Raw genomic sequence first — 24,541 nt, 5'->3', positions numbered from 1 at the left:
GAATGCATTCCAAGTGTGGGAGCGGGCTTGCCCGCGATGGCGGCGCAACGGTCTACAACTTTTCCAGCGCCATATTCAGCGCCAGTACATTCACCACCGGCGGCCCCACCAGCGGCTGTTCGATATGCTCGTCCATCAAGCGCTCCAGGGTCGACACCGGCAACTGACGTGCCGCCGCCACCCGCGCCAGTTGATAGGCAATTGCCTGCGGTGGCAAGTGTGGATCAAGACCGCTGCCGGAGGTAGTCAAGAGTGCCAGGGGCACCGGGCCCTGGCCGGGGCCCTGGATTTTCGCGGCGTCGTCAAACACCCGCGTCGCCAGCGCCGGGTTGCTCGGGCCGAGGTTGCTGGCACTGCTGGACACGGTGGCAAACGCACCCGCCGAAGGCCGCGAGTGGAACCAGCGCTCGCCGGTAAATTCCTGGGCAATCAGGCTGGAACCGCGCACCTTGCCTTCGGCGTCACGCACCAGGCTGCCATTGGCCTGGTCGGGAAAGGCCACCTGGGCGACGCCGGTCACTACCAACGGATAGGCCACGCCCGTGATCAGGGTCATCAATACCAACAGGCTCAAGGCCGGACGGATCATGCTGGACATTTCATCTTCCTCAATTGATTCGTGACCTGTAGGAGCCAGCTCCTACAGGGTTGGGTCAGACCAGGTGCAGCGCTGTCAGCAGCATGTCGATCGCCTTGATCCCGGCGAACGGCACCACAAGCCCGCCCACGCCATAGATCAACAGGTTGCGTCGCAGCAGCGCCGCCGCACTCGCCGCCTGCACCCGCACACCGCGCAGGGCCAGGGGGATCAGCACCACGATGATCAGCGCGTTGAACACAATCGCCGAAAGGATCGCGCTCTGCGGGCTGTTCAGGTGCATCACGTTAAGCACCCCCAGTTGCGGGTAGATCGAGGCAAACAGCGCCGGCAGGATGGCGAAGTACTTGGCCACGTCGTTGGCAATCGAAAAGGTGGTCAGCGCACCACGGGTCACCAGTAATTCCTTGCCGACCTGCACCACGTCCAGCAGCTTGGTCGGGTCGCTGTCGAGGTCGACCATGTTCGCCGCTTCGCGCGCCGCCTGGGTGCCGTCATTCATGGCCATACCCACGTCCGCCTGGGCCAGGGCCGGGGCGTCGTTGGCACCGTCGCCACACATGGCCACCAGGCGCCCGTCGTTCTGCTCGTGGCGGATGCGCGCCAGTTTCTTCTCCGGCGTGGCTTCCGCCAGCACATCATCCACACCCGCTTCGGCGGCAATCGCGGCGGCGGTCAATGGGTTATCGCCGGTCACCATCACCGTGCGGATCCCCAGCTTGCGCAACTCGGCAAAGCGCTCACGGATACCCGGCTTGACCACGTCCTTGAGGTGGATCGCGCCGAGCAATTTACCGTCGGCACACACCAGCAACGGAGTGCCGCCGCTCTGAGCGATCTTGTCGATTTCCCGGGACAGCGCGGGCAACAGGTCTTGGCGTTGCAGACCGATAAACGCCAGCAGCGAATCGACAGCGCCTTTACGGTAGACGCGGCCCTGGTAATCCACCCCGGACAAGCGCGTTTCGGCGCTGAACGGCACGCCGGTCAGCTCTTGCACGGAGGGCTCGGTGTACGGATGCAAGGCGCGCAGGTATTCGACGATGGATTTGCCTTCTGCCGTATCGTCGGCCAGCGAGGCCAGCAGCGCGCCTTCGGCCAATTCCTTGCCATTGACGCCGGGCGCGGCATAGATGCCTGCACAGCGCCGGTTACCGAAGGTGATGGTGCCGGTCTTGTCCAGCAACAGCACATGCACGTCCCCCGCCGCTTCCACGGCGCGCCCGGACTTGGCGATCACGTTGAGGCGCACCAGGCGGTCCATGCCGGCGATGCCGATGGCCGACAACAGGCCACCGATGGTGGTGGGAATCAGCGTGACCAGCAGCGCCACCAGGAACACCAGGGGCAGGCTGCCATTGGCGAAGTGGGCGAAGGGCTGCAAGGTCACGACCACCAGCAGGAAGATCATGGTCAAGCCGATCAGCAGGATATCCAGCGCCACTTCGTTGGGGGTTTTCTGGCGTTTGGCGCCTTCCACCAAAGTGATCATGCGGTCCAGCGTCGATTCACCAGGGTTGGCGGTGATGCGAATCACCAGCCAGTCCGAGACCAGCCGGGTATTGCCGGTGACGGCCGAGCGGTCGCCGCCGGATTCGCGGATCACCGGTGCGGATTCACCGGTAATCGCCGCTTCATTGACCGCCGCAATACCCTCGATGACTTCACCGTCGCCAGGGATCATTTCCCCGGCCGCAACCCGCACCACATCGCCTTTGCGCAGGCTGGTGGCGGGCACTACCGTGAAGCTGCCGTCTGCCTCCTGGCGTCGTGCACTCAGGCCTTCACTGCCAGCCTTGAGGCTGTCGGCACGGGCCTTGCCACGGCCCTCGGCCAGGGCTTCGGCGAAGTTGGCGAACAGCACGGTGAACCACAGCCACAGGGCAATCTGCACTGCGACAAAGGTCGGCACGCTGCTGTCCGGCACCAGGCACAGCACAGTGGTGAGGATCGCAGTCAGCTCGACCACCAGCATCACCGGCGAACGCTTCAACTGGCGCGGGTCCAGCTTGACGAACGCCTGGATCAGGGCCGGGCGCCACAGGGCCGAGATCGAGGTCTTGACCGACTCCTGGGTCTTGACCGGAGCGGCATTGTTTACTGGCATATTCATGTTCATACCCCTTAGAAGCCCATGCTCAGGTGTTCAGCGATAGGGCCCAGTGCCAGCGTCGGCAGGAACGTCAGGCCGCCCACCAGCAAAATGGTCACGGTCAACAACGTCACGAACAACGGGCCGTGGGTCGGGAAACTGTCCTGGCCAATCGGTGCGCTTTTCTTCATCGCCAGGCTGCCGGCCAGGGCCAGTACCGGGAGGATGTAGCCGAAGCGTCCGATCAACATGCCCAAGCCCAGCATCAGATTGTGAAACGGGGTATTGGCGCCCAGGCCACCAAAGGCCGAACCGTTGTTGGCACTGGCTGAGGTGTAGCCGTAGAGCAACTGGCTGAAGCCGTGGGGGCCGGGGTTGCTGATGGTTGCAGCAGTGGCCGGCACGCTGGCGGCAATCGCGCCGAGCACCAGTACGCCTACGGGCATCACCAACAGGGTCACCACCAGCAGTTGCACTTCCCGGGCCTGGAGTTTCTTGCCGAGGTATTCCGGGGTGCGGCCGATCATCAAGCCGGCGAGGAACACCGCGATCAGCACGTTGAGCAGCATGCCGTACATACCGGCACCGACGCCGCCGAAGATCACTTCGCCGACCATCATATTGACCAGCGCCACCATCCCGCTCAGGGGGTTGAGGCTGTCCTGCATGCCGTTGACCGAACCGTTGGACGCCGCCGTGGTGGTCACCGACCACAACACGGTGCCGGTGGTGCCGAAACGCACTTCCTTGCCTTCCAGGGGCGCAGTCTGCTCGACCGCCGGGTTGTTCAGGGTCGGGTTGGGCTGGTACTCGGACCACAGCGACACCGAACCGCCAATCAGGAACAGCGCGAGCATGCAGCCGAGAATTGCCCGGCTCTGGCGTAGGTCCTTGACGTAGTGGCCGAAGGTGAACACCAGCGCCACCGGAATCAGGATGATCGCCGCCACTTCAAACAGGTTGGCCCAGGCAGTCGGGTCTTCGAACGGATGCGCCGAGTTGACCCCGAAGAAGCCACCGCCGTTGGTCCCCAGTTGCTTGATCGCAATCTGGCTGGCCGCCGGGCCGAGTGGGATCACCTGATCGACGCCCTGCATCGTCAGCGCGCTGACGTAGTGAGCGAAGGTTTGCGGCACGCCCTGCCAGACCAGAAACAGCGCCAGCACCAGGCACAATGGCAGCAAGCCATAGAGGGTGGCGCGGGTCATATCCACCCAGAAATTACCCAGGGTGCTGGCGGACTTGCGACCAATCCCACGGCAAAGGGCGACAAGCACCGCAAGGCCAGTGGCCGCACTGACAAAGTTCTGCACGGTCAGGCCGACCATCTGGCTCAGGTAGCTGAGGCTGGCTTCACCGCTGTAGGACTGCCAGTTGGTGTTGGTCATGAAACTGACGGCGGTATTGAACGCCTGCGTCCATTCCTGCCCAGGCAACTGCTGCGGGTTGAGCGGCAGGTAGTCCTGGAACAACAGGATCGCAAACAACAACAAAAAGCCCGCCAGGTTGAAGGCCAGCAGGGCCAGGGTGTACTTCTGCCAACTTTGTTCTTGTTGTGCATCGACCCCGGCCACGCGATAACACACGCGCTCGACCGGCCCGAACACTGGCGTAAGCCAAGTGCGCTGCCCTTCCATCACCTTGTAATAGAACCGCCCCAGAAATGGCGCTGGAACCAGCACCACGGCGAAGAAGGCGATGATCAGCCAATAGTCATAACTGTGCATAGCCGCTCCTAGCCCCGATCCGCGCGCAACAGCGCAACCAGCAGATAAATGAATAGCGCCACGGCCAGTAGCAGTGACACCCCATCCAGAACACTCATGGAAGTTTCTCCGTCAGACGGCGACTGCCGCGTATGGAGGTATTGTCCGCAGGAGGGGCGTAAAGGAACGAGGGCGAGGGGGTGGAGGGGGCGTAAAGATGGCGTAAAGAGTGGGTTGGACGTGAGGTTTTTGGGGCTGTTGAGGCCGCTATCGCGAGCAAGCCCGGCTCCCACAGTTGACCGGGTGCATCCTTGGGAATGCGGCTAAATGCGGCAGCCGGGCTTGCCCGCAATAGCATCAGCCTATCCGCCGCCGCCCTACCCTGGTGCACGGAATTACGGTCGCAAACAACAAACTATCTCCCGGGCGACAGTTCCTGCCCTTTACGACGCCCTTTTCCAAGCTGGCATGGCCGCTGCAATGTCCTGAAACATTCCAAACCGTTCTGGGAGCAGCGCAATGAACACCCAACTCAAGCCCACCTTGGGCACCTTGCATCTGTGGGGCATCGCCGTGGGGCTGGTGATCTCCGGCGAATACTTTGGCTGGAGCTATGGCTGGGGCGTGGCCGGGACGCTGGGCTTTTTGGTGACGTCATTGATGGTCGCTGCCATGTACACCTGTTTCATCTTCAGCTTCACCGAACTGACCACCGCAATTCCCCATGCCGGTGGGCCGTTTGCCTACAGCCGGCGGGCGTTCGGCGAGAAAGGCGGGCTGATCGCCGGGCTGGCCACCTTGATCGAGTTCGTCTTCGCGCCTCCGGCGATTGCCCTGGCCATCGGCGCCTACCTGAATGTGCAATTCCCCGCACTCGACCCGAAACACGCAGCGGTCGGGGCGTACTTTGTGTTCATGGGCTTGAATATTCTCGGGGTGAAACTGGCCGCGACCTTCGAGCTGGTGGTGTGCGTGCTGGCCGTGGCCGAACTGTTGGTCTTTATGGGCGTGGTGGCACCGGCATTCAGCTTCAGCAACTTCGCCCTCAACGGCTGGGCGGGTGCCGACACCTTTGGCGCGCCGGCGATAGCCGGGATTTTTGCCGCGATCCCCTTCGCCATCTGGTTCTTCCTCGCCATCGAAGGCGCCGCCATGGCCGCCGAAGAAGCCAAGGACCCCAAGCGCACGATTCCCAAGGCTTACATCAGCGGCATCCTGACCCTGGTGTTTCTAGCCATGGGCGTAATGTTCTTTGCCGGCGGCGTGGGCGACTGGCGCACCCTGTCGAACATCAACGACCCCTTGCCCCAGGCAATGAAAACCGTGGTAGGTGAAAGCTCCGGCTGGCTGCACATGCTGGTGTGGATCGGCCTGTTTGGCCTGGTGGCCAGCTTCCACGGCATCATCCTCGGCTACTCGCGCCAGTTCTTCGCCCTGGCCCGCGCCGGCTACCTGCCCTCCTCCCTGGCCAAGCTGTCACGCTTCCAGACACCCCACCGGGCCATCCTCGCCGGCGGCGTGGTGGGCATCGCCGCCATCTACAGCGACGGCCTGATCAACCTCGGCGGCATGACCCTGACCGCCGCGATGATCACCATGGCCGTGTTCGGCGCCATCGTCATGTACATCATGAGCATGCTCAGCCTGTTCAAGCTGCGTAAGAGCGAACCGTTGCTGGAACGCACCTTCCGCGCGCCGGGCTACCCGATCGTGCCGGCCATTGCGCTGATCCTGGCGCTGGTCTGCCTGGTGGCCATGGCGTGGTTCAATACCCTGATCGGCCTGATCTTCCTCGGGTTCATGGCCGCAGGTTTCATCTACTTCCAACTGACCGCCCAAGACCGCGCCGATGCGCCAGCGGATGCGATGTTGACCGGGCTCTAAACCAGCGAGGCAGAACGGGCCTACAATGGAACGACTGACGAAAGCCGTCACTCAAAGCTGATAGTGCCGTGGGGAATCTTCCCCATGGCAGTCGGCCTCAAGGAGAGCCCTATGCCCTGGTATGCCTGGTTGATCATGGTGGTCGCCATCGGTTCGATCGTTGGTGGCTTGCTGATGCTGCGTGACAGCGCCAACAAAGTGGAACTGACCGACGAACAACGCAAACGTGTCGCCGAGCGCAATGCTCAGGCCGACGCCAAGGACGCGCAGGATCGCTGAAACAAACGCCCCGTGCTGACCGTTACCGGCAGCACGCCAGGCGAGTCGATCTAGATTAAGGCAAATTTGTAATCGCTCCGCAAAACAGCACCAAACCTTGGTTAATATGGCCCCATGTTTCAGAGGGCCCTCTCATGCGCTACTCGCACAATCACAAAGCTCAAACCCACCAGCGCATCATTAAAGAGGCGTCGGTGCGCTTTCGCCGCGACGGCATTGGCGCCACCGGCCTGCAACCCCTGATGAAAGCCTTGAACCTGACCCATGGCGGGTTCTACGCCCACTTCAAATCCAAGGACGAACTGGTGGAAAAGGCCCTGCAAGCCGCCTCCGCCGAACTGGACGCGCATTGCGCGATGCTCTTCAGCCAGGAACGACCGCTGGAAGCCTTTATCGACAGTTACCTGTCAGAGTGGCATCACACCTCCCCCGACCAAGGTTGCCCGTTGCCCACCATGTCCTCGGAACTGGGACAGCGCGGGCAACAGAGCCCCACCACCGATACAGTCCTCGACGCCCGGCTCAAGCAAATCGAAACCGCATTGGGCAGCCCCAATGCCGACGAACAAAGCCTGGTGATGATGTCGACACTGGTAGGTGCATTGGTCCTGGCGCGCAGTGTCGAAAACCCGGAACTGGCGACACGCATTCTCGATGTGGTGCGAGAAAGCCTGAAAACCGGGGTCAATACAGCCCCTGCCGACATAAAAAAGGCCGGTCAATGACCGGCCTCCTGCCTTGATTACTTAACCTCCAGCCTGTCGCGATTCTTCTCCAGCAGCGACTTGCCAATCCCCTTCACTTCCAGCAACTCATCCACCACCGTGAACGATCCATTGGACTCGCGATAAGCAATGATCGCCTTGGCCTTGGCCGCGCCAATGCCAAACAGATCACGGCGCAGGGTTTCAGCGTCTGCTGCGTTGAGGTTGACCTTGGGGGTGGGTTGTTCGCTTGCGCTCAACTGAGCCGCGAGCGGCTGCGGCGCCTCAGGCTTGGCCGATGGGGCGGCGATCGACACGGCGGACAGGCTGGTGAGGAAGGCAAAAAGCAGGGAGGAAAAAACGGATCTGCGCATTAGAGACGCTCCATGACATCAGTGGGAAAAGCAGCTTTCCGAAGCTGCTTTTCAAACTTAGGTGATGTGGGATGGCTGTCAAAAATGGAGGTATTGCAAGATGTAGCTGCACTGGCTTTAGCGCTCAAAAAGCGACAGATGTTTTCGGCACTCTGTAGATTGGACTATAGATAGAACTTTTCGACTTAGACATAGGGACGTATCATGTCTATCCGGCCCTAAGCATCGTCAGCCCGAATCAAAACTTCGACGCGGCGCCTGTGAAAAACACGCACCATATATTAACAAAACCAGTTAAATGGAAAAAAAATGAACTTAGAATCAAAAACGGTAAGACTACGACTCATTGAAGAGAGCGATGCTGGATTTGTTCTGAAGCTGCGCCTCGACAACAACTACAACCAGTTCCTCTCTTCTGTAAACCCAAGTGTTGAGGCTCAAAGAGAGTGGATCAACAAATACAAGGGCGATGAGCAGAAAGGCGTTCAATATTACTTCATCATTGAACGCCTTGATGGCGTACCTTGCGGCACGGTCAGACTTTATGATTTCAAAGAAAAATCATTTTGTTGGGGCAGCTGGATTCTCAACGAAGACAAAACCAGATATGCAGCCCTGGAGAGTGCTTTCCTGGTTTATCAGTTTGCCTTTGAAAATCTCGAATTTGAAAAGTCACACTTTGAAGTTAGAAAAGGCAATGATCGAGTTATCTCATTTCATGAGAAAATGGGAGCAATCAAGACAGGTGAAACCGAACTCGATTTTCTCTTTGAAATTACTAAAGATGCAGTCAATAAAACCAGAGCCCGTCTATCGAGCAAAATATAAAACCAACTTGCCAGGCATTATGCCTGGCAACATTGACGCACACCTTGCGCTCTAAGGCTCGAGGCGACGCTGCTGATAGATCCAGTCCACGATCTCGCCATCCGGAGCATACCCACTGACCGTATCGCGTAGCAGTTGACGGACCCGGCTGTAGTCGTCCGCATCAACCGCGGCGAGCAGCTCTGTCAGCTTCCCTTTGAGTAACTCCCAATCCAGATGATCCTCGTTGGCACTCATGATCATCGGGTGCTGGGTGGCCACGACGTTGTCGCCAATCAGCAACTCCTCGTAGAGCTTTTCACCGGGACGTAGCCCTGTAAACTCGATGGCGATGTCACCATGTGGGTTTTTATCCGAACGAACACTCAGGCCGGACAGGTGAACCATCTTCTCTGCCAGCTCGACGATTCTTACCGGCTCGCCCATATCGAGCACGAACACATCTCCGCCCTGCCCCATAGAGCCCGCCTGGATCACCAACTGGGCCGCTTCGGGAATAGTCATGAAGTAACGCGTGATCTTGGGGTGAGTGACCGTAAGCGGCCCACCAGATTTGATCTGCTTGTGAAACAACGGAATAACCGAGCCAGACGAGCCCAATACATTGCCAAAGCGAACCATGGTGAAACGGGTCTTGTTGACGCGGGAAATATTAGCCTTGTCGCCAAACAATACCGGGGCCAACTCACGGCTCAACGCCTGCAACGTCAACTCGGCCAAACGCTTGGTACTGCCCATGACATTGGTCGGGCGCACAGCCTTGTCCGTGGAGATCAGCACAAAGTTGGAGACCCCCGCCTGAAGCGCCGCCTGGGCGGTATTCAATGTACCAATGACATTGTTAAGGACACCCTCGGCAATGTTGTGCTCAACCATCGGTACATGTTTGTAGGCTGCCGCGTGGTAGACCGTATCAACATGCCAGGTCTTCATCACGTCGAGCAATTTTGCCTGGTTGCGTACCGAGCCTAGGATCGGTAGCAAGCGAACAGGCAGCGACTCACGAGTGATGCGCTGCTCAAGCTCGGACAGAATGCTGTAAAGGTTGAATTCACTGTGCTCGAACAGCAACAAGGTAGTAGGACGCAATGCCAGGATCTGGCGGCAAAGCTCCGAACCAATCGAACCGCCCGCCCCCGTGACGAGCACGCTCTGACCTTTGATGCAATGCTCCAGCAAATCGCCCTGGGCAGGCACGGCATCCCGCCCGAGCAAGTCGGCAATGTCTACTTCCTGAATGTCATCGACCTTCACCCGGCCGCTGGCAAGATCCATGAAACCCGGCACACTCCGTACGTGCAGCGGGAACCCTTCCAACAGGCCGAGAATCTCGCGCCGCCGCGCACGATTGGACGACGGAATGGCCAACAGGATTTCCTGAGCCCCCGTGGTGTCGATCATCTGTTGAATGTGCTTGGGCTTGAACACTTGGAGGCCGGAGATGACGCGATCGGAAATACTGCTGTCGTCATCGATAAACGCCACCGGACGCATGACCCGCCCCATGCGAAGCGCAGCCACCAGTTGATTGCCGGCAGCACCTGCGCCGTAGATCGCAACCTTGGTCAGGCCATCATCGCGACTGGTAAACGGCACATACTGGGCTGCTGCAAACCAATCCCCCAGAAAGTACTGGCGCATGGCCAGGCGCAAACCACCAATCATGATCAGGCTGAGCCACCAGTAGTTGAACACGATAGAGCGTGGTACGACGTTCTCGTGGTTGCTGTACCAATAGACTACAACCCCCAAGATCAACGCCGACAGGCTGACCGCCTTGATAATCGCGATAAGCGCATCGTTACCGAAGTACCGCATCACGGCGCGATACATGCCAAAACGAATAAACAGCGGGATCGAGACGATTGGCGCGCTGATGAACAGCCATGAATGCAACACGACGGGGTTGACCAACTCGTCGATCCCCAGACGAACCACAAATGCCATCCAGAGGGCGAGCCAGACCAGCACGATGTCGGCAATGACCTGGAGGATGCGTTTGCGTCTGCGAGGAAGGCTCAGCAAATATGCCCGTAATTTATCCATGTTGTTCCCGACTACCCCTTACTGCATACAATTGAAAAAACGCCCGGCTGGAGACTTCCGACAGTTATTCTGATCAGGCGTAAAAAGCATGTTGCCACGGTTTAGCTCCTTGATACTAAGAATGTAAAGCCCGCAGAAAAAAAACTGCCGGTAATTTACATATATCAGTGCCGAATCCAAGCCCACCTAGCAGCAAGGAAAATTGACGCTTTGGCCAGCGGCGCTACTCTCTCTGCCCTGCACTATATTTGACAGCCAGGAATACTAGGGGAAGATACGCAATAACTGTCCCCACCCCTGCGTCCAGCCCAAAAAGCGCCACCGCCAATGCCAACGGCAACAGCCAAACTACATTGATAACGGCAACCGCAAGTGTGACGGGCAGATGGCGGCCATATTGGCGGCTGGCAAATTGGTAGGCATGGCTGCGATGGGCCTCATAGACTTTATCGCCCCGGGCAAGCCGTCGGATGAGAGTAAAGGTCGCATCCACGATAAAGACACCCAGCATGATCAGCCAAGCGAAGAAAAACTCACTGCCGGCCCAGGCGGCCTGAACAGAAAGACCTCCCAGAATGATCCCCAGAAACCCACTACCTGCGTCGCCCATGAAAATACGGGCCGGCGGGAAATTCCAATACAGGAAGCCAGCCACAGAAGCACTCAACAACAAGGGTGCCCACATCATCGACGGCTGCCCGCTCAAAAAGTAAATCAGCGTCAGCGCGAGACAGGCACAGATAGCCTGCAGACTGGCAAGACCGTCAATACCGTCCATGAAGTTGTAGAGATTCAGCATCCAGACCAGGTAAAACACGGCCAGGACATGGCCTACCCAACCAAGATCGAACGTAACGCCAAAAGCTGAAATTGCCGGTAGTCCCTGCATCCAGGACAACATCCAGATCGCGGCGGCAAAATGCCCCAACAAGCGCCAACGAGCGGCGATATGACCATGATCGTCCATAAAGCCGATGATTGCGATCAACAACCCTGCACCTAGCAGAGCAGCACTCTCAGCAACCGTTATCAACTGGGCACCCGCCAGCCACACGAGTGCAAAGGCAAACGTCAGTACAATCGCCACTCCCCCACCGCGAGGGGTGGGGACCGTGTGCGAACTGCGAGCATTGGGAATATCAATGATGCTGCGACGCAACGCGTATTGACGCAAGAGCGCCGTCAGCGCCAGGGAAACCAAGGCGACAATGGGAAAGATGTACCAGTACTTCATTCAGTTCGCTCGCTGACATAGTGTTGCGCAGTAACAGCAAGACCTTGCTCGAGTGTAAGTGGCGGCTGCCAACCCAACACCTGGCGCGCCTTGGTGACATCGACTTGCAGCGAGCCGCAAAGACGTTGGGACAGCGCTTCTTTGCCTAACAAAGTCGCCCCCCAGACAAGTACCCACTGTGGAACCGGTATCAACCTGGCTGGGGCGCCCAGGGCTTTTGCAAGTTTACGTAGCAGCTCACTAGTCGACACGTCATCCCCGTCGCTCGCCAAGAAGGTCTCATTGGACGCAGCCGGGTGAGTCGTACAGGTCAAGATCAGGCTCACGAGATTGTCCAGCGCAACGAGGCTTCTTTGGTTGCGTATGGCACCAAATGGCAGAGGAACGCGCTTCACGAGCCATTTCATCATGCTTTCAAAGTTGGCTTTGACTCCCGGTCCATACACAAGTACCGGTCGGATTATCACCACTTCAAGCCCGGTCTCAAGCGCAAGAGCTTTCAACGCCTCCTCCGCCTCCATCTTGGAAACACCATAAGGATCAACGGGCGCCGACGGGTCTGTTTCGCGAAAAGGTCGGCCCGGGGCGGTTTGCTCGCCGTTGACTTTCACCGAACTGACGAACACAAAGCGCCTGGCTCCTGCGGACGCTGCGCTACGGGCCAACGCAAGGGTATGCCCGACATTGACCCGCCGAAACGCCGCAAGAGGATCCGTTTCGGTGTCGTTCATGACGTGAACGCGTGAAGCGAGATGAACAACAACATCTACGCCCTGCAAAGCTGGGTGCTCTGGTGACACAGCCGAGAAATCGGCAAGCACGACGTACTCGACATCAGAAGCAGAAGCATCCGGCAGACGACGGACAAGGGCACGCACCTGATAATCAGCGCTCCCCTGCAATTGTTGAATCAGATGACGGCCGACAAAACCGCTGCTGCCGGTGACCAATAACTGGGTTTTCATTTCTTTTGCCTCAAAACCGCCAACACCAGACACAAACCAGCGAATACCAACTTATCCCGTGGGCGTCTGCGGCACTTCGCGGCACTGGTCGCCAAGCGCAGCAGGTCCAGGCGCCCCAGCCCGATCCAGCGCCGGACAAAAGGTTCGTCAACCATACCGACCATGCCGGCGATCAGTGCAGCCTGATTCAGCCACCAACCATCTAGCACTTGGGAAAGGCGTTTCTTGAACGCCTTTGAGCCGCTATTCACCCCGACCTGGTTACCACCATGCTGGCGATAGCGCATATAAGGCCGGCTATCGATCACCCACTTGAATCCGTGTGAACGGCTATAGGCATAACAATACCAATCATGCAGCGTCACCCCCTGTACTTGTACAAAACGACTGTTGATATGCTGTTGAAGCTCAACAAATAGACGCTGGGAAAAGACGTAAGTGCACCCAGGGCCGGCTGCCTCGAACAAATGATCGTACGCAACCTGAGGCTGCGATTTGACAATGGTCGACTCACGACCATCAGGCCAGAATGCCGTTACATTGCCGGAGTAGCCGTCAGCCCCTGTATCGTTCATGTGCTGCGTGGCGCTGACAAGTTTATCTGGCAGCCAGATATCGTCCTGGTCGGCGAATGAAAAATAATCAAAGTCTTCAGTGGGTGCTTCATTGACCAGGCGGAAAAAGTTTCGTGCCGCACCACCAAATTTTTCACCGTGGGCCAGGGATTTGACCCTTGAGTCTCTCTGGCACAGTTGATCGACCCATTCTTCGGTACCGTCGTTGGAGCTGTCCACACTGATCAGAATCGAGACGGATACGCCCACTTGCCCCAAGATCGAGTCAACTTGTTCGGCCATCCAACGCATACCGTTGTAGGCAGCGAGCAGAACCAGAATACGTGGCTGCATCAGAATCCACCCTTAGTACTTGATCCAAAAACAATCCTTGAAAAATTACGTCCTGAAAATAGCATTCAACGCACCCCGCCCAACTTTTTCTGCCAGCCATGGCTTACGCCGCGAATCATCATTCTCAGCGATTTGAGCTTATTGTCGTCAATCAGCAGATTAACGAAAAAACGCAGTACCAATGCAGACAGCAGACGTTTTTTCCAACAGGTCGGCGTATGGCGCATACGGCAAACAGCGACGGTATTACGAAAGAAAAAATAACGGCGCACGGGGGAGTATCTAAAAAAACTCAAGCCAAAAATCTTGACGGGAGGAGCATCAGACAATGCATGGCCCATTTCCACATTCAGGCAACCATACAACGTATAGCCCTGATCACGGACCCGAAAGCACCACTCCGTATCCGTAAAGTCGACGAACATACCTTCGTCATAGCGAATACCTTCGATCCACGCCCGAGTGCTGATGAACATCCCCGAGGTAATGAGCGCATCCGCTTTTACCAAGCCGTGCTCATCATCAGAGCTGAAAACCGGCTTGATTGCGCCGTTGATTGAACTGTAAAAAGGGAAATTGATTTTCTTTCCATCACGACGGTCAAAAAACGCCGGGCTAACAGCAATACAACTGGCATCCTTTGCCTTGGCGCTCATCATCGCCTGATACAACCGCGCAATCAGATCGGGTTCAGCATGACTGTCCTGGTCGAACGTCACGACGTATTGCATACCCGCTTCAATCGCCATGGCAAAGCCGGTATTGAGCGCGGTGCCCAACCCCTGGTTGCCATTGAGCGAGACATAGTTGACCCGCGCACGCACTTCAGGCTCCTGCGCCAGAAATGATTCGCTCCCGCCGTTATCGACCAACACCAGAAACTCAACCTGAGCTGCCAGGGAAGTCAGCAGCTCATCAAGTATCTTAATATCGGGATTATAACCGACGACTATTGCTGCAACAGTATTCAACTTACCTCCTGACCTCGGCATGCAACGCCGAAGGTTCTTGATTTTTTATCACGACAGACCAGTACCACAATATCACTAAGAACCCGAAGGAATTGAAAAGAACGGGATTACTTAAAGACATTATAAGATACATAAAAATTATCAAGCGGCTGGACGATCCTTGCACACTTGGTACATACCTGCGAGTAGGAAAAAGCAGAATACTAAACAAGAGGATCGATAAAGGAAGGCCAACATACCGGATTGAATCCATCCAGGTAATTTCAGTTTGCGACACCAACCTTTGATAGCCTTCAGTATAAAAAAATGAGCAAAGGCCATTACCGAACACCAGCATTTTCCAATCCACAACATTCAGAAACGACAAAAAGTGGCCAATCTTTATACTGTTAGACGCTTCATCGGAGCTGAATACGCTAGTTTCCGCGACCAAGTATCCCACAACCAAAGAAACCGCAGGAACCAAAACGCTTAACACCAACAGGCGCACAGCCCAACTTTGGTTATAAAAGTACAAGACAAACATCGAAATCATACCCATCACCATCAACCCTCTAGAGGCCGACGAGACAATAGCGACCATTATCACAATCATAAAAAATAACGAATGAAGTCTTTTAGACTTCAAAAAATCAATAAAAAACAAAGATAAAGGAAGCAACATAAACGGAGAGGAGCGATGATGAAGCATAAACATCTCCAACCCGCCAAAATTACGCAGACCGTAATATCCAAGTTCATTAGCATTATAAAAATCGAGCAGTGCCACCGCCAGAAATGATCCTGGCTCGACCATCAATACAAAAGAAAACATACACATGATAAGCGCGAAGATAGCACCTACAGATTTGACAATTTCACCCATATCCACCCTGAACTCAGCGATGGTATAGATCAGAAAGAGTGAGACAGCGCCCAACAGCATTTGCCGGGAAAAATCAGCGTCTGTGTCACCGATCAGCCCTAGAAGGAAACCATATAAAAAAATCGAAACCACAATAATCGGCGCAATCGTTCTCAGTGGCCGAGCCAACAAAACATAAACCGCCATCAAAAAAAGCGGTATGAAAAACAATTTATTCAGTACAAAGATCGGCACCAGCACGGTCGACAGACAATAAAAGAATAATAGCCAACGTATAATCCGACTAGTCATTGAAAACCCACGCTCGATCAACGAAAACAATATTCATCGAAACTTCCTCGCCAAGATCATCTTCGCCAACAGCTTAAATTTTTTCCCCATAGATAGCGCAGCGAACAAGCGGCACGCCAAATTCCGCTCGAATCTGGACAGTAGTAAAAAGGTATCCAAGGCAATATCCACGTTTAAAGAGCCTTTTGGCTCCTCAAAAAAAGCTGTATCTCCTGCCCAATTACCGTTTGAATCCAGTGGGTTCGCGCAAACCTGCCCGTCGTACAGACAGTTCAGATAGCGCTCCTTTACCGAGTCATACGCATTAACCTTCTCAATAGCAAAAAAAGTTTCCTTGTCGTATCTGTAGTCTGCTATAGATTCCATAACAGCGTCGATATCGGCTCGCTTGAGCTTGTCCGCCGGGGAATAGCCCTGGACCGGGGAGATTAGCCCGACACACCGCTGCCCTTTGACGAATTGCTCTGCGAAAGCAGTCCCGCCTGGCAGTGGGTGGCTATCAACGTAAAAGTCCGCCTTAGTGACCAACTTACTGTACTCCTGAAAATCAAGGTGTGCCCTGATACTCAGCCTGGAGCCATATCGAAGTTTTAATGGCCACCACCAGAACGCTTTTTTAACGTCACTGCCAATAACCATGAATGTGGAGGCGGGGTAATCATCAAGAATACGTGCTACTAACTTGAAAATACTAAAGCCTTTGCGGGGCTTGTACTTGATATCTGAGCCTGCAGAAATGAAAAGCAACGCAGCCTGCGTGGTTGGTTTGAAATCACCAGCCATCTGCGCACGTGGCATGTTCAGCGGGATACCCAGGAAGCTCTTACGCCCCTGAATACACTTCGTTAAATCAAAACGGCGGCCGTGGCCGCTGAGCTCAAAGTAATAGTCCGCGACCGAACTCCCATAGGAGAAAACGTGGTCGGCATGATTGACAAAAAACACTTCAAGCCCGGAAAGACGTTTTGCTACTCCACACGCGATGACTACCAGGATATCGTCAGGATGGATATGCAGGACGGCCTTTTTATAGCCCGACAATAGACCAACCATCTCCGCCAGCGCATCGACAGGACACGAAGCACTAACGACTCTGGTTTTATCAAAAAATCTACAAACCTGGGCCTTGGCATCTAGTGCTGCTTGGCGTGAGATCAACAGATCGGCAGGTTCGGCATGCATGGAGGCAAGCTTTTCCATCAACCTCGTATGCCCACCGGTCATGAAGGGCTCGCTCACAACATGCAAAACCTCCCCACACTCATTTAGCGCCGCCACAGAACCTGTATCCGCCATCGAAAGACAGCGCTCAATGAGGTCCGCTTCGATAAGCGGCGCATCGTGAATCCCTACATCCGCAAACCAGAGAAGGTTGCCGTAGGCACACGCCAGTGCGAGCGCCTGATTCAGGTCAGCCGTCTCGCGAATAGCAACTTCAAAATCCTTAAATATCTTTTTCAAGCTTTATGTTCCAGCTTATTATGAAAATAGTTATCCAACCTTAAATAGACAAAAATATACATAACTAAACTATACAACGCATAATTTACCGCATAGGCCCAGGTAGCCGACTCAACCCCCCACCATTGCGTGAATACTATGGTCAACAAATACAACGAAATACTAAATATTATTTCAGTTATGATAAAAACCTTAACCATGGCTCGACTGAGCATGACATATGCCATTATCCAACTAAATATTTTCAAGGAGTCGCCCACGACTTGCCCGGCGAAAAAATTCCGAACAGGGTAGAAGTCAGAGGTGAACAGCACTGCCACTACAAAATCCCGAAGAACATATATTGTCCCAGCGGCTAACAAAGCAACCGGAAAAATCAGCTTATAGCCCTGTATAATCTCCGCTCTTACCTCATTCGCCGTTTTCAACTCAGAAAGCTTAGGAAGATAGTAAACACTTAATGTTGTCGTTACCAGTAATAGGTAAGCAGCGCTCAAGCGCCACATAGCCTCCCAATAGCCAGCCATTTCCCAGCCATATTCTGTCCCGATATGACTACGGACCAGCATCTGCGCTAACGGTGCGCATGCTGCAGAAACAACCGCCATCAAGAAGAAGGCAAATAATTTCTTCGCGATCTGTTTGTCCGGGCACCCAAATAGGTATGAGATCTTAAACCATTGAGTTCTCAGGCAAAGCAGCAATGTCACAATAAAACTGATAGATTGGTAAATAACCAGCGCTACCAACGCGCCATACAAACCGAAGTTGGTTGCCAGATAAAAAGTCACACCAAATGATAGAAAACTGCCCGCGATATTAGCAACGATATATAGTACAATTTCCTTTCGCCCGTTCAATATCGCAAGCAGCAATATATTCAGCGAAAAAAAAATAACAACACAGGAAAACCAAAGAAAGACACCACTCAAGTCGGTATTATTTAAAAACAACGATGCAAGCTCTTTACTGTAAACCGCAACAAGCAATGCAACAGCAACACTACCCACCACTGCAACAAACCCTGCTGTTTTCCATAGTTTAATCTGCTGCTCAGGCTCTTCATGATATTCAGCTGTATACTTGACAACGCCATTGGTAATAGCGCCACCAGTAAATATCGTTATAACCTGCAACGCATTCTGAAATTGCCCTATCGCGGCATATCCAGCCGGCCCTACATAAATCGCCAAGACTTTATTAAGACCCAACAAGGTAATCATTTTAATGGCAACAGCAATACCATTTAACAAGCTGGTCTTAACAAGATTCATACAGTGTCCGGTCGAAAGCTATTACAGGCATCGATAACAACACGAGCCTCTTCGAAGGACAATGTCGGTCCTATTGGCAAGCTGAGAATTTGCTCATGTATCTGTACCGAGATAGGAAGTTTTTGCTCCTTCAGATCAGCATATGCCTGTTGGAAGTGAGGCGGAATTGGGTAATGGATGAGTGTTTGTATACCTTGTGCGCCGAGGTGGGCTTGAAGAGCATCCCTATGGGCACACAGCACAGTGTATACATGCCATACATGGCTGTCGTTACTCGAGGCGTTGAATGCCGCCCCCACAGGCAATGTAATAGCTGGGTTACTGATCAACTGGCCATACAGCCCAGCGATTTCACGACGATGTGCTGTTTGTTTATCCAAGTATTTCAATTTCACCGATAAGCATGCAGCCTGCATTTCATCCAGCCGGCTGTTGATACCGCGATAAATATTCTTATATTTTTCGTGCGACCCGTAGTTGCCCAACGCTCGAACTGTCTTGGCCAGGAATTCGTCATTAGTCGTGACTGCCCCAGCGTCACCCAGCGCGCCTAGATTTTTCCCGGGATAGAAGCTAAACCCGGATGCATGCCCCCAACTACCGGCCTTCTTCCCATCGAGAGTTGCCCCATGGGATTGCGCCGAATCTTCAAGAACTAGTAAGTCATGGGCGCGAGCAAGCTCCATGATTTTCGGCATATCAGCCAGCCGACCGTAAAGGTGCACAGGCAAAATCATCCGAGTTTTTGATGTAATCGCTGCCTTTGCGTTCACTGGGCATATATTGAACGTCTTCGGATCAGGCTCAACCAATACGGGGGTCAATCCATTCTCTGAAATGGCGAGGATACTAGCAATATAAGTATTGGAGGGAACAAGAACCTCATCGCCCTCCGCAAGGAGACCCAACTCCTTCCAGGCACGAATGACTAATACCAACGCATCCAGCCCGTTAGCAACACCAATGCAGTGTTCAACACCACAGTATTGAGCAAACTCCTGTTCGAATGTCTGTAGCTCTTTCCCACCGATATACCAGCCAGAATCAACAACGCGCGCACAGGCTGTCACCAACTCATCACGGCAGAGATCATTTACAGACTTCAAATCAAGAAATTTTATCATTTATAAAACACTCTTTACTTTAACGCGCCAGAAATCGGATTGACTGTAACCATCACATTAATTAACTGGCCGTTTCACCAGAAAATCGGAACACTATCTATATTTTAGAAATCATTAATCAAATTTTTGAATACCGAGTATTCCCTTAGATAATCACTCTCATCATAAATATCACTCGCCAATACCAGCAGTACGCAATCCGGGCTGAAATCATGCATCTCGTGCCAAATCATGCGATCGATAATGATGGCCTTATCAGGCGCGTCCAGCCACACTTCCTCTTTGCTCACCCCATCATCAAGCTTCATCAAACAGCGTCCAGAAACACAGACGGCCACCTGCAGCAGTTCCTTATGGGCATGAAATCCACGCGGAACTCCTTGTTTAGTTCCAGTGAGGTAATAAACACGTTTAATTTCAAACGGAATATCATTTTCATACTCCAGCGCAACCAGTTGGCCCCGCTCATCACCTTTGGAGGTGATATCCAGAAACTTGATCAAACTCATGCTTGCTTCTCCGAGAGGCTATCGGATGTCGGAGCCTTGTCATCTTTATCACTAACGTTAAAGCCGCCGGTAGCAGGCCAATTTATCCCAAGCCTTGCATCACTCCAGTGCAGCGCCCCTTCAGAGTCTTTATCGTAATAATCTGTCGTTTTATACAAAAAATGCGTGCCATCTTCCAAAGCAACAAAACCGTGGGCGAAACCCTCAGGAATCCATAGCATCAAGTTGTTTTGGGTGTTTAGCTCCACGCCGACCCATTGCAGGTAAGTGCTGGACCCAGGCCGAATATCCACTGCCACATCAAAAGCGGCACCGCGTACCACACGCACCAGCTTGCCTTGGGCATGCGGTGCGCGCTGGAAGTGCAGCCCCCTTAGAACGCCCTTTGCCGAGCAGGAATGATTGTCCTGGACAAATGCTCGCGGAATAGGCAACTCAAGCTCTTTAAGTGCTGTATGAAACCGCTCTTCGTTAAAGCTTTCCATAAACCAGCCGCGATCATCGCCAAAAACTTTTGGCTCAATGATTACAACGTCAGGAATAGCAGTCTGAATCAGTTTCATGCCTTTGAGGCCTCTTCCAGAAGTTTCTGCAAGTACTGGCCATAGCCTGTCTTTTTCAGTTTTTCCGCCTGAGCACCCAGTTGCTCTGGGGTGATCCAGCCTTTATGGAATGCAATTTCTTCAAGGCAGGCGACTTTCAACCCCTGGCGGTGCTCAATGGTATGAACGAAATGACTCGCCTCCAGGAGCGACTCATGAGTACCCGTGTCCAGCCAGGCAAAACCACGGCCCAGCATTTCCACGGTTAATGACTTGTCATCCAGATAGGCGCGGTTGACGTCAGTGATTTCAAGCTCGCCACGCGGCGACGGCTTGATGCTCTTGGCAATGTCAACCACTCGATTGTCGTAGAAGTACAAGCCTGTCACTGCATAGTTGGACTTCGGTTTCGTCGGTTTTTCTTCGATGCTCAATGCCCGACCAGTGGCATCGAACTCAACAACACCAAAACGCTCAGGATCTGATACGTGATACCCAAAGACTGTCGCACCAGATGTCTGGGACATGGCGGAGCGCAAGTTATCGGAAAAGTGCTGGCCGTAGAAAATATTGTCGCCAAGGATCAGGCAGCAAGGATCGTCACCAATAAACTCCTCGCCAATCAGGAAGGCCTGGGCCAAACCGTCCGGACTGGGTTGCTCGGCATAGCTAAGCTGGATGCCGTACTGGCTGCCGTCTCCCAGGAGCTTTTTAAAGCAAGGCAGATCTTCAGGGGTAGAGATGATCAAGATTTCGCGCATGCCAGCCAGCATCAACACCGACAACGGATAGAAAATCATCGGCTTGTCGAAAATAGGCAACATTTGCTTGGATACACCCAGTGTCAGCGGGTGCAAACGCGTCCCGGAGCCGCCAGCGAGGATGATGCCTTTACGTTTGATGTCCGTCATATCTGTAAGACTTCCTTAAATATCTGCATTACACCAGGCCAACACATGGGTGGACAGGTGAAAAATAGCGCGTAGCTTCTCGGTATTGAGCCGCAATTTCAATGCCTGCGGCCGGCAATTCGAAGTCGCCAACATAAAAACTTAATCTTTTCGGGGTATAGCCCCCACCTGCAAGTGCCTCCTGCACGACACAGACAACCCTCAGTTCTAAGAAATGACCGCACAGGCCGGGCTGACCGACTCGCGCAATTATGATCCATCCACTGCGCGTCGCTGCCGTTTTTTATATGAATAAGCGGCCAAGCAGCAAGACCGCCCCACAGATGCCAGCAACACCACCTGAACTCAGGTATCAGGCGAGAGGTGAAGACGAAAAATGCTTATCCCGTTGGGCTATAGACAACAAGTTGCAGGCTAGTTTCCTTTTAAAATCAAATCCCGCATTGCCTGGGGAGCACAATGCGGATCGAGCGGCTATCTATTGCGACTTGTTCATACCCGCATCGCTACCCACCATGGTTGGCGAGCCAGGCTGCACGGACAATACTACCGACTGCGGTTGAGGCTGACGGTTTTTGACGAGATGACGAATCACGGCAATAAAGGCGCCAATAAAGCCACCCAGAACCAAGCCAAGCAGGATAATCAACGCTTTCTGGGGCTTCACCGGGCGCAAAGGCTCCAGCGCCTGCTTGTCGATAGTCACCAGTTTCAGCCGGCTCATATCAATGCTCAGGTTACGCAAACGGGCTACTTCGGCACGAACCGGCTGCACACCGGCCAGGAACAGGTCCTCGTTTTCACGACGATTCAGCACCTCAATCTCACGATTGGATTGGAGCAATTGCAGCTCTTTAGCAATCTGCGCGATACGACCCTCAGTAAAATCATCGGACTTACGCTGCATCAACGCAGTGCGTTCAGCCTCGAGCGCCTCGACGCCCATAAAGTACAGAGGGATTTGCTGATTGTTTATTTCGGTACGCATCACACTTGATGAGCCATTACGGTCTGACTCACCCAGAGCGGAAGGCGTGCTGGGTTTTCTGATTCCCAGGGACTTGGCGATTCCAATGGCCTCGTTCAACTGCGCCACTCGGTCAGTGCGCCCAGTCTTCAACTGTGCTCGCAATGCTTTGAGTTCATCCTGCAACTGCGCACGTCGCAAGCTGTCCGTTTCTCGCAGCGATGCTATCCGCGCCTCTTTATCAACCTCGTAGCTGGAACGGGCAGCATCAATCTTGCCCTTGAGCTCGTTCAACCGGTTTTTTACGATGACGTCCAGATCCGCCGCAATCTGCTCACGCTCCGTGGCAATCGCGTAATCGATGAAGCCGTTGAGAATGGCGACGCCATCAACACCTTTCGGATAACTCATCTCAAGCTTGATATAAGCACTGAGGGAGTTGGCTTTTTTCGGATCGGGCAGACTGAGCTCGATAGAGTTACGGTTGAACTCTTCGAAACTCTGCTCCAAGGTCCTGCCAGGCTGTTCAAAGGCCTTGAACAGCTTCTGGTTTGAACGAAAAAAACCCAAGCGGGTATCGTAGGACTCCAATGATGCGCCCACTCTGACAAGAGCATCACCAGGAGGAAGTGTATATATCTCGGAGCGATTCAAAGCATCAAGCTCGTTGATTGCGGCCGGGCGCAACACACTGCTGACTTCGTACTGAGGAGGCGTGAGGAACGCATAGATCGCAGCGATCAGCCCAGCGCCTGCTGTAGCGGCCATGACTAACTTTTTCTGCTTCCAGATAGCCTGAAAAAGCACAACGAGATCAATCTCGTCGGACGAAGGAATCGGGGGCGCGCGGAAGCTACTACTCACAACAAAAACCTGCCTTCAAAGAGAAACTGCGGGCTCGTTATGCAGACGATCTTGTGTTTTTTTTATATTTATAAGGGCGGCCAATAAACCCAGCGTCGCTGCCAGGCTCTGGACACACAAAATGACTGGAATCGAGAACAGGTTGCATTTTGCCATCTCGCCGTAACATTGCAAGGCTTGACATGCCTGTAAGGCAATTCCTATTTCGCGACCAAATTGCAGGATAGATGATTGTAGGGAGCCCTAAAGCCGCTACTTCCTGACGACAGAGCAGCGCTCAACGCATCGCAGTCCGGGGAACCAGCGTGCGCTACAGGCGACAGACGGTCTCCACCACTAATCAACCTACAACGCTGGCTTATGACGCTTTTTGGACTGGATCAGCAGGCTCAGGACCGGCCCCACCAACATCCCAACAATCAACGCCAACGTCACAAACACCGACACCGGCAGCTCCGGCGTAGACCACCCCAAGAACGCCAGGGCGACGTCTTGCTGGTTTTCCAGTACGAATGCCAGGATCGCCAAGGCGACGATCAGCACTATCAGTACCAGGGCGACGCGCTTAACACCGCGCATAAACTTCTCCTATCCCCAAAAAAGCTCAGACGCCGTCTTCTTCGTCTTCGTTCACTCGATCACGCAATTCCTTGCCCGGCTTGAAATGGGGCACGAATTTGCCGTCAAGGCTGACCGACTGGCCGGTTTTTGGGTTGCGGCCCACGCGTGGTGCGCGGTAGTGCAGCGAAAAGCTGCCAAAGCCGCGGATCTCTATTCGGTCACCCGTGGCCAAGCACTGGGACATTTGTTCAAGCATGGTCTTGATGGCCAACTCCACATCCTTGGATGAGAGCAGCCCTTGATGGGTGACAATTCGTTCGATCAACTCCGACTTCGTCATATTTTTCCCTTCTTTTTCAAGCAGCTAGGAAAAGCGCTCCGAAGGTTTTAGCATGACCAGATGAATTTGAACAGCCTGTGGCTTGACTTATCTTGCGCAAACTATGGCAACCCTCACAGAATCCGCGATAACAGCAGATAGCCCCCAGGAAGCCACAGCAGACGTCTTACCGACAAACCGCTGTCAGTGCCGGAATCAGCAACCCTCAGCCCGTACGCAGCCTCAGGCCGCCCCCATTGCGCA

At 54.1% G+C, this 24,541-nt stretch carries 24 protein-coding genes; 4 read left to right on the top strand and 20 right to left on the bottom strand.

Annotated features, from left to right (window positions below; genetic code table 11):
- Positions 1–52 precede the first annotated feature (52 nt).
- Genes kdpC through kdpF form a run of 4 tightly spaced genes read right to left on the bottom strand, consistent with a single transcriptional unit; the run spans position 53 to position 4,515 of the window.
- Positions 53–598, bottom strand: a complete 546-nt coding sequence (gene kdpC, locus HBO24_RS16910) for a potassium-transporting ATPase subunit KdpC (protein WP_057439203.1) — start codon at positions 596–598, stop codon at positions 53–55.
- 55 nt (positions 599–653) lie between these two features.
- Positions 654–2,717 carry a potassium-transporting ATPase subunit KdpB gene (gene kdpB / locus HBO24_RS16905; protein WP_170060026.1) on the bottom strand — a complete coding sequence of 688 codons (2,064 nt, stop codon included), beginning with the start codon at positions 2,715–2,717 and terminating at the stop codon, positions 654–656.
- A 5-nt stretch (positions 2,718–2,722) separates the two neighbouring features.
- Positions 2,723–4,417 carry a potassium-transporting ATPase subunit KdpA gene (gene kdpA, locus HBO24_RS16900; protein ID WP_170060025.1) on the bottom strand — a complete coding sequence of 565 codons (1,695 nt, stop codon included), beginning with the start codon at positions 4,415–4,417 and terminating at the stop codon, positions 2,723–2,725.
- A gap of 8 nt (positions 4,418–4,425) precedes the next feature.
- Positions 4,426–4,515: a K(+)-transporting ATPase subunit F gene (kdpF, locus tag HBO24_RS16895; RefSeq protein ID WP_032863112.1), complete on the bottom strand. Its 90-nt coding sequence runs from the start codon at positions 4,513–4,515 to the stop codon at positions 4,426–4,428.
- Between the two features lie 400 nt (positions 4,516–4,915).
- Between kdpF and eat the strand changes: the two genes are divergently transcribed.
- From eat to HBO24_RS16880, 3 genes are all read left to right on the top strand, one after another.
- Positions 4,916–6,280, top strand: coding sequence for an ethanolamine permease (gene eat, locus HBO24_RS16890; protein WP_057439205.1), 1,365 nt, complete (start codon positions 4,916–4,918; stop codon positions 6,278–6,280).
- A gap of 111 nt (positions 6,281–6,391) precedes the next feature.
- Positions 6,392–6,559 (top strand): DUF2897 family protein, encoded by a 168-nt coding sequence (locus HBO24_RS16885; protein ID WP_081044204.1) that lies wholly within the window; start codon positions 6,392–6,394, stop codon positions 6,557–6,559.
- Positions 6,560–6,693: 134 nt separating this feature from the next.
- Positions 6,694–7,284: a TetR/AcrR family transcriptional regulator gene (locus HBO24_RS16880; RefSeq protein ID WP_057439206.1), complete on the top strand. Its 591-nt coding sequence runs from the start codon at positions 6,694–6,696 to the stop codon at positions 7,282–7,284.
- Between the two features lie 17 nt (positions 7,285–7,301).
- Here HBO24_RS16880 and HBO24_RS16875 read toward each other — a convergent pair whose 3' ends face one another.
- Positions 7,302–7,637: a helix-hairpin-helix domain-containing protein gene (locus HBO24_RS16875; protein ID WP_057958909.1), complete on the bottom strand. Its 336-nt coding sequence runs from the start codon at positions 7,635–7,637 to the stop codon at positions 7,302–7,304.
- Positions 7,638–7,946: 309 nt separating this feature from the next.
- Between HBO24_RS16875 and HBO24_RS16870 the strand changes: the two genes are divergently transcribed.
- Positions 7,947–8,465: a GNAT family N-acetyltransferase gene (locus tag HBO24_RS16870; RefSeq protein WP_169989350.1), complete on the top strand. Its 519-nt coding sequence runs from the start codon at positions 7,947–7,949 to the stop codon at positions 8,463–8,465.
- A 51-nt stretch (positions 8,466–8,516) separates the two neighbouring features.
- Here the strand turns inward: HBO24_RS16870 and HBO24_RS16865 are convergent, their stop codons facing one another.
- From HBO24_RS16865 to ihfB, 15 genes are all read right to left on the bottom strand, one after another.
- On the bottom strand, positions 8,517–10,511 hold the full coding sequence (locus HBO24_RS16865) for a nucleoside-diphosphate sugar epimerase/dehydratase (protein WP_169989351.1): 1,995 nt from the start codon (positions 10,509–10,511) through the stop codon (positions 8,517–8,519).
- A 223-nt stretch (positions 10,512–10,734) separates the two neighbouring features.
- Positions 10,735–11,745, bottom strand: a complete 1,011-nt coding sequence (locus tag HBO24_RS16860; protein WP_169989352.1) for a glycosyltransferase family 4 protein — start codon at positions 11,743–11,745, stop codon at positions 10,735–10,737.
- Positions 11,742–12,710, bottom strand: coding sequence for an SDR family oxidoreductase (locus tag HBO24_RS16855; protein WP_169989353.1), 969 nt, complete (start codon positions 12,708–12,710; stop codon positions 11,742–11,744). The genes HBO24_RS16860 and HBO24_RS16855 overlap by 4 nt, the downstream gene beginning before the upstream one ends.
- A complete protein-coding gene (locus tag HBO24_RS16850) occupies positions 12,707–13,618 on the bottom strand; it encodes a glycosyltransferase (RefSeq protein ID WP_169989354.1) in 912 nt (303 codons plus the stop codon). The genes HBO24_RS16855 and HBO24_RS16850 overlap by 4 nt, the downstream gene beginning before the upstream one ends.
- A 65-nt stretch (positions 13,619–13,683) precedes the next feature.
- Entirely contained in the window at positions 13,684–14,589 is a 906-nt protein-coding gene (locus HBO24_RS16845; RefSeq protein ID WP_169989355.1) for a glycosyltransferase family 2 protein, read from the bottom strand.
- A gap of 1 nt (position 14,590) precedes the next feature.
- Entirely contained in the window at positions 14,591–15,694 is a 1,104-nt protein-coding gene (locus tag HBO24_RS16840; protein ID WP_170060024.1) for a hypothetical protein, read from the bottom strand.
- Positions 15,695–15,778: 84 nt separating this feature from the next.
- Positions 15,779–17,206 carry a group 1 glycosyl transferase gene (locus HBO24_RS16835; protein WP_169989357.1) on the bottom strand — a complete coding sequence of 476 codons (1,428 nt, stop codon included), beginning with the start codon at positions 17,204–17,206 and terminating at the stop codon, positions 15,779–15,781.
- Positions 17,203–18,480, bottom strand: a complete 1,278-nt coding sequence (locus HBO24_RS16830; RefSeq protein WP_169989358.1) for an O-antigen translocase — start codon at positions 18,478–18,480, stop codon at positions 17,203–17,205. Before HBO24_RS16830 ends, HBO24_RS16835 begins: the two co-directional genes overlap by 4 nt.
- A complete protein-coding gene (locus tag HBO24_RS16825) occupies positions 18,477–19,604 on the bottom strand; it encodes a DegT/DnrJ/EryC1/StrS family aminotransferase (RefSeq protein WP_170060023.1) in 1,128 nt (375 codons plus the stop codon). Before HBO24_RS16825 ends, HBO24_RS16830 begins: the two co-directional genes overlap by 4 nt.
- Positions 19,605–19,708: 104 nt before the next feature.
- Positions 19,709–20,113, bottom strand: a complete 405-nt coding sequence (locus tag HBO24_RS16820) for an FdtA/QdtA family cupin domain-containing protein (RefSeq protein WP_169989360.1) — start codon at positions 20,111–20,113, stop codon at positions 19,709–19,711.
- Positions 20,110–20,676, bottom strand: a complete 567-nt coding sequence (gene rfbC, locus HBO24_RS16815) for a dTDP-4-dehydrorhamnose 3,5-epimerase (RefSeq protein ID WP_169989361.1) — start codon at positions 20,674–20,676, stop codon at positions 20,110–20,112. Before rfbC ends, HBO24_RS16820 begins: the two co-directional genes overlap by 4 nt.
- On the bottom strand, positions 20,673–21,566 hold the full coding sequence (gene rfbA, locus HBO24_RS16810; protein ID WP_057439218.1) for a glucose-1-phosphate thymidylyltransferase RfbA: 894 nt from the start codon (positions 21,564–21,566) through the stop codon (positions 20,673–20,675). The genes rfbC and rfbA overlap by 4 nt, the downstream gene beginning before the upstream one ends.
- Before the next feature lie 478 nt (positions 21,567–22,044).
- Complete coding sequence (locus HBO24_RS16805; protein ID WP_170045380.1) at positions 22,045–23,397, bottom strand: Wzz/FepE/Etk N-terminal domain-containing protein; 1,353 nt, start codon at positions 23,395–23,397, stop codon at positions 22,045–22,047.
- 345 nt (positions 23,398–23,742) lie between these two features.
- The gene (locus tag HBO24_RS16800; protein ID WP_057439219.1) at positions 23,743–23,976 is read right to left on the bottom strand and encodes a lipopolysaccharide assembly protein LapA domain-containing protein; all 234 of its coding nucleotides are present in this window, start codon (positions 23,974–23,976) and stop codon (positions 23,743–23,745) included.
- Between the two features lie 25 nt (positions 23,977–24,001).
- Positions 24,002–24,298, bottom strand: a complete 297-nt coding sequence (gene ihfB, locus HBO24_RS16795) for an integration host factor subunit beta (RefSeq protein WP_032888918.1) — start codon at positions 24,296–24,298, stop codon at positions 24,002–24,004.
- Positions 24,299–24,541: the final 243 nt, after the last annotated feature.

It is taken from the genome of Pseudomonas sp. WS 5410 (assembly GCF_012985645.1).
Classification (GTDB): Bacteria; Pseudomonadota; Gammaproteobacteria; order Pseudomonadales; family Pseudomonadaceae; genus Aquipseudomonas; species Aquipseudomonas shahriarae.
Note: the sequence above shows the minus strand (reverse complement) of the source record. Positions and strands in the feature narration are given on the sequence as shown.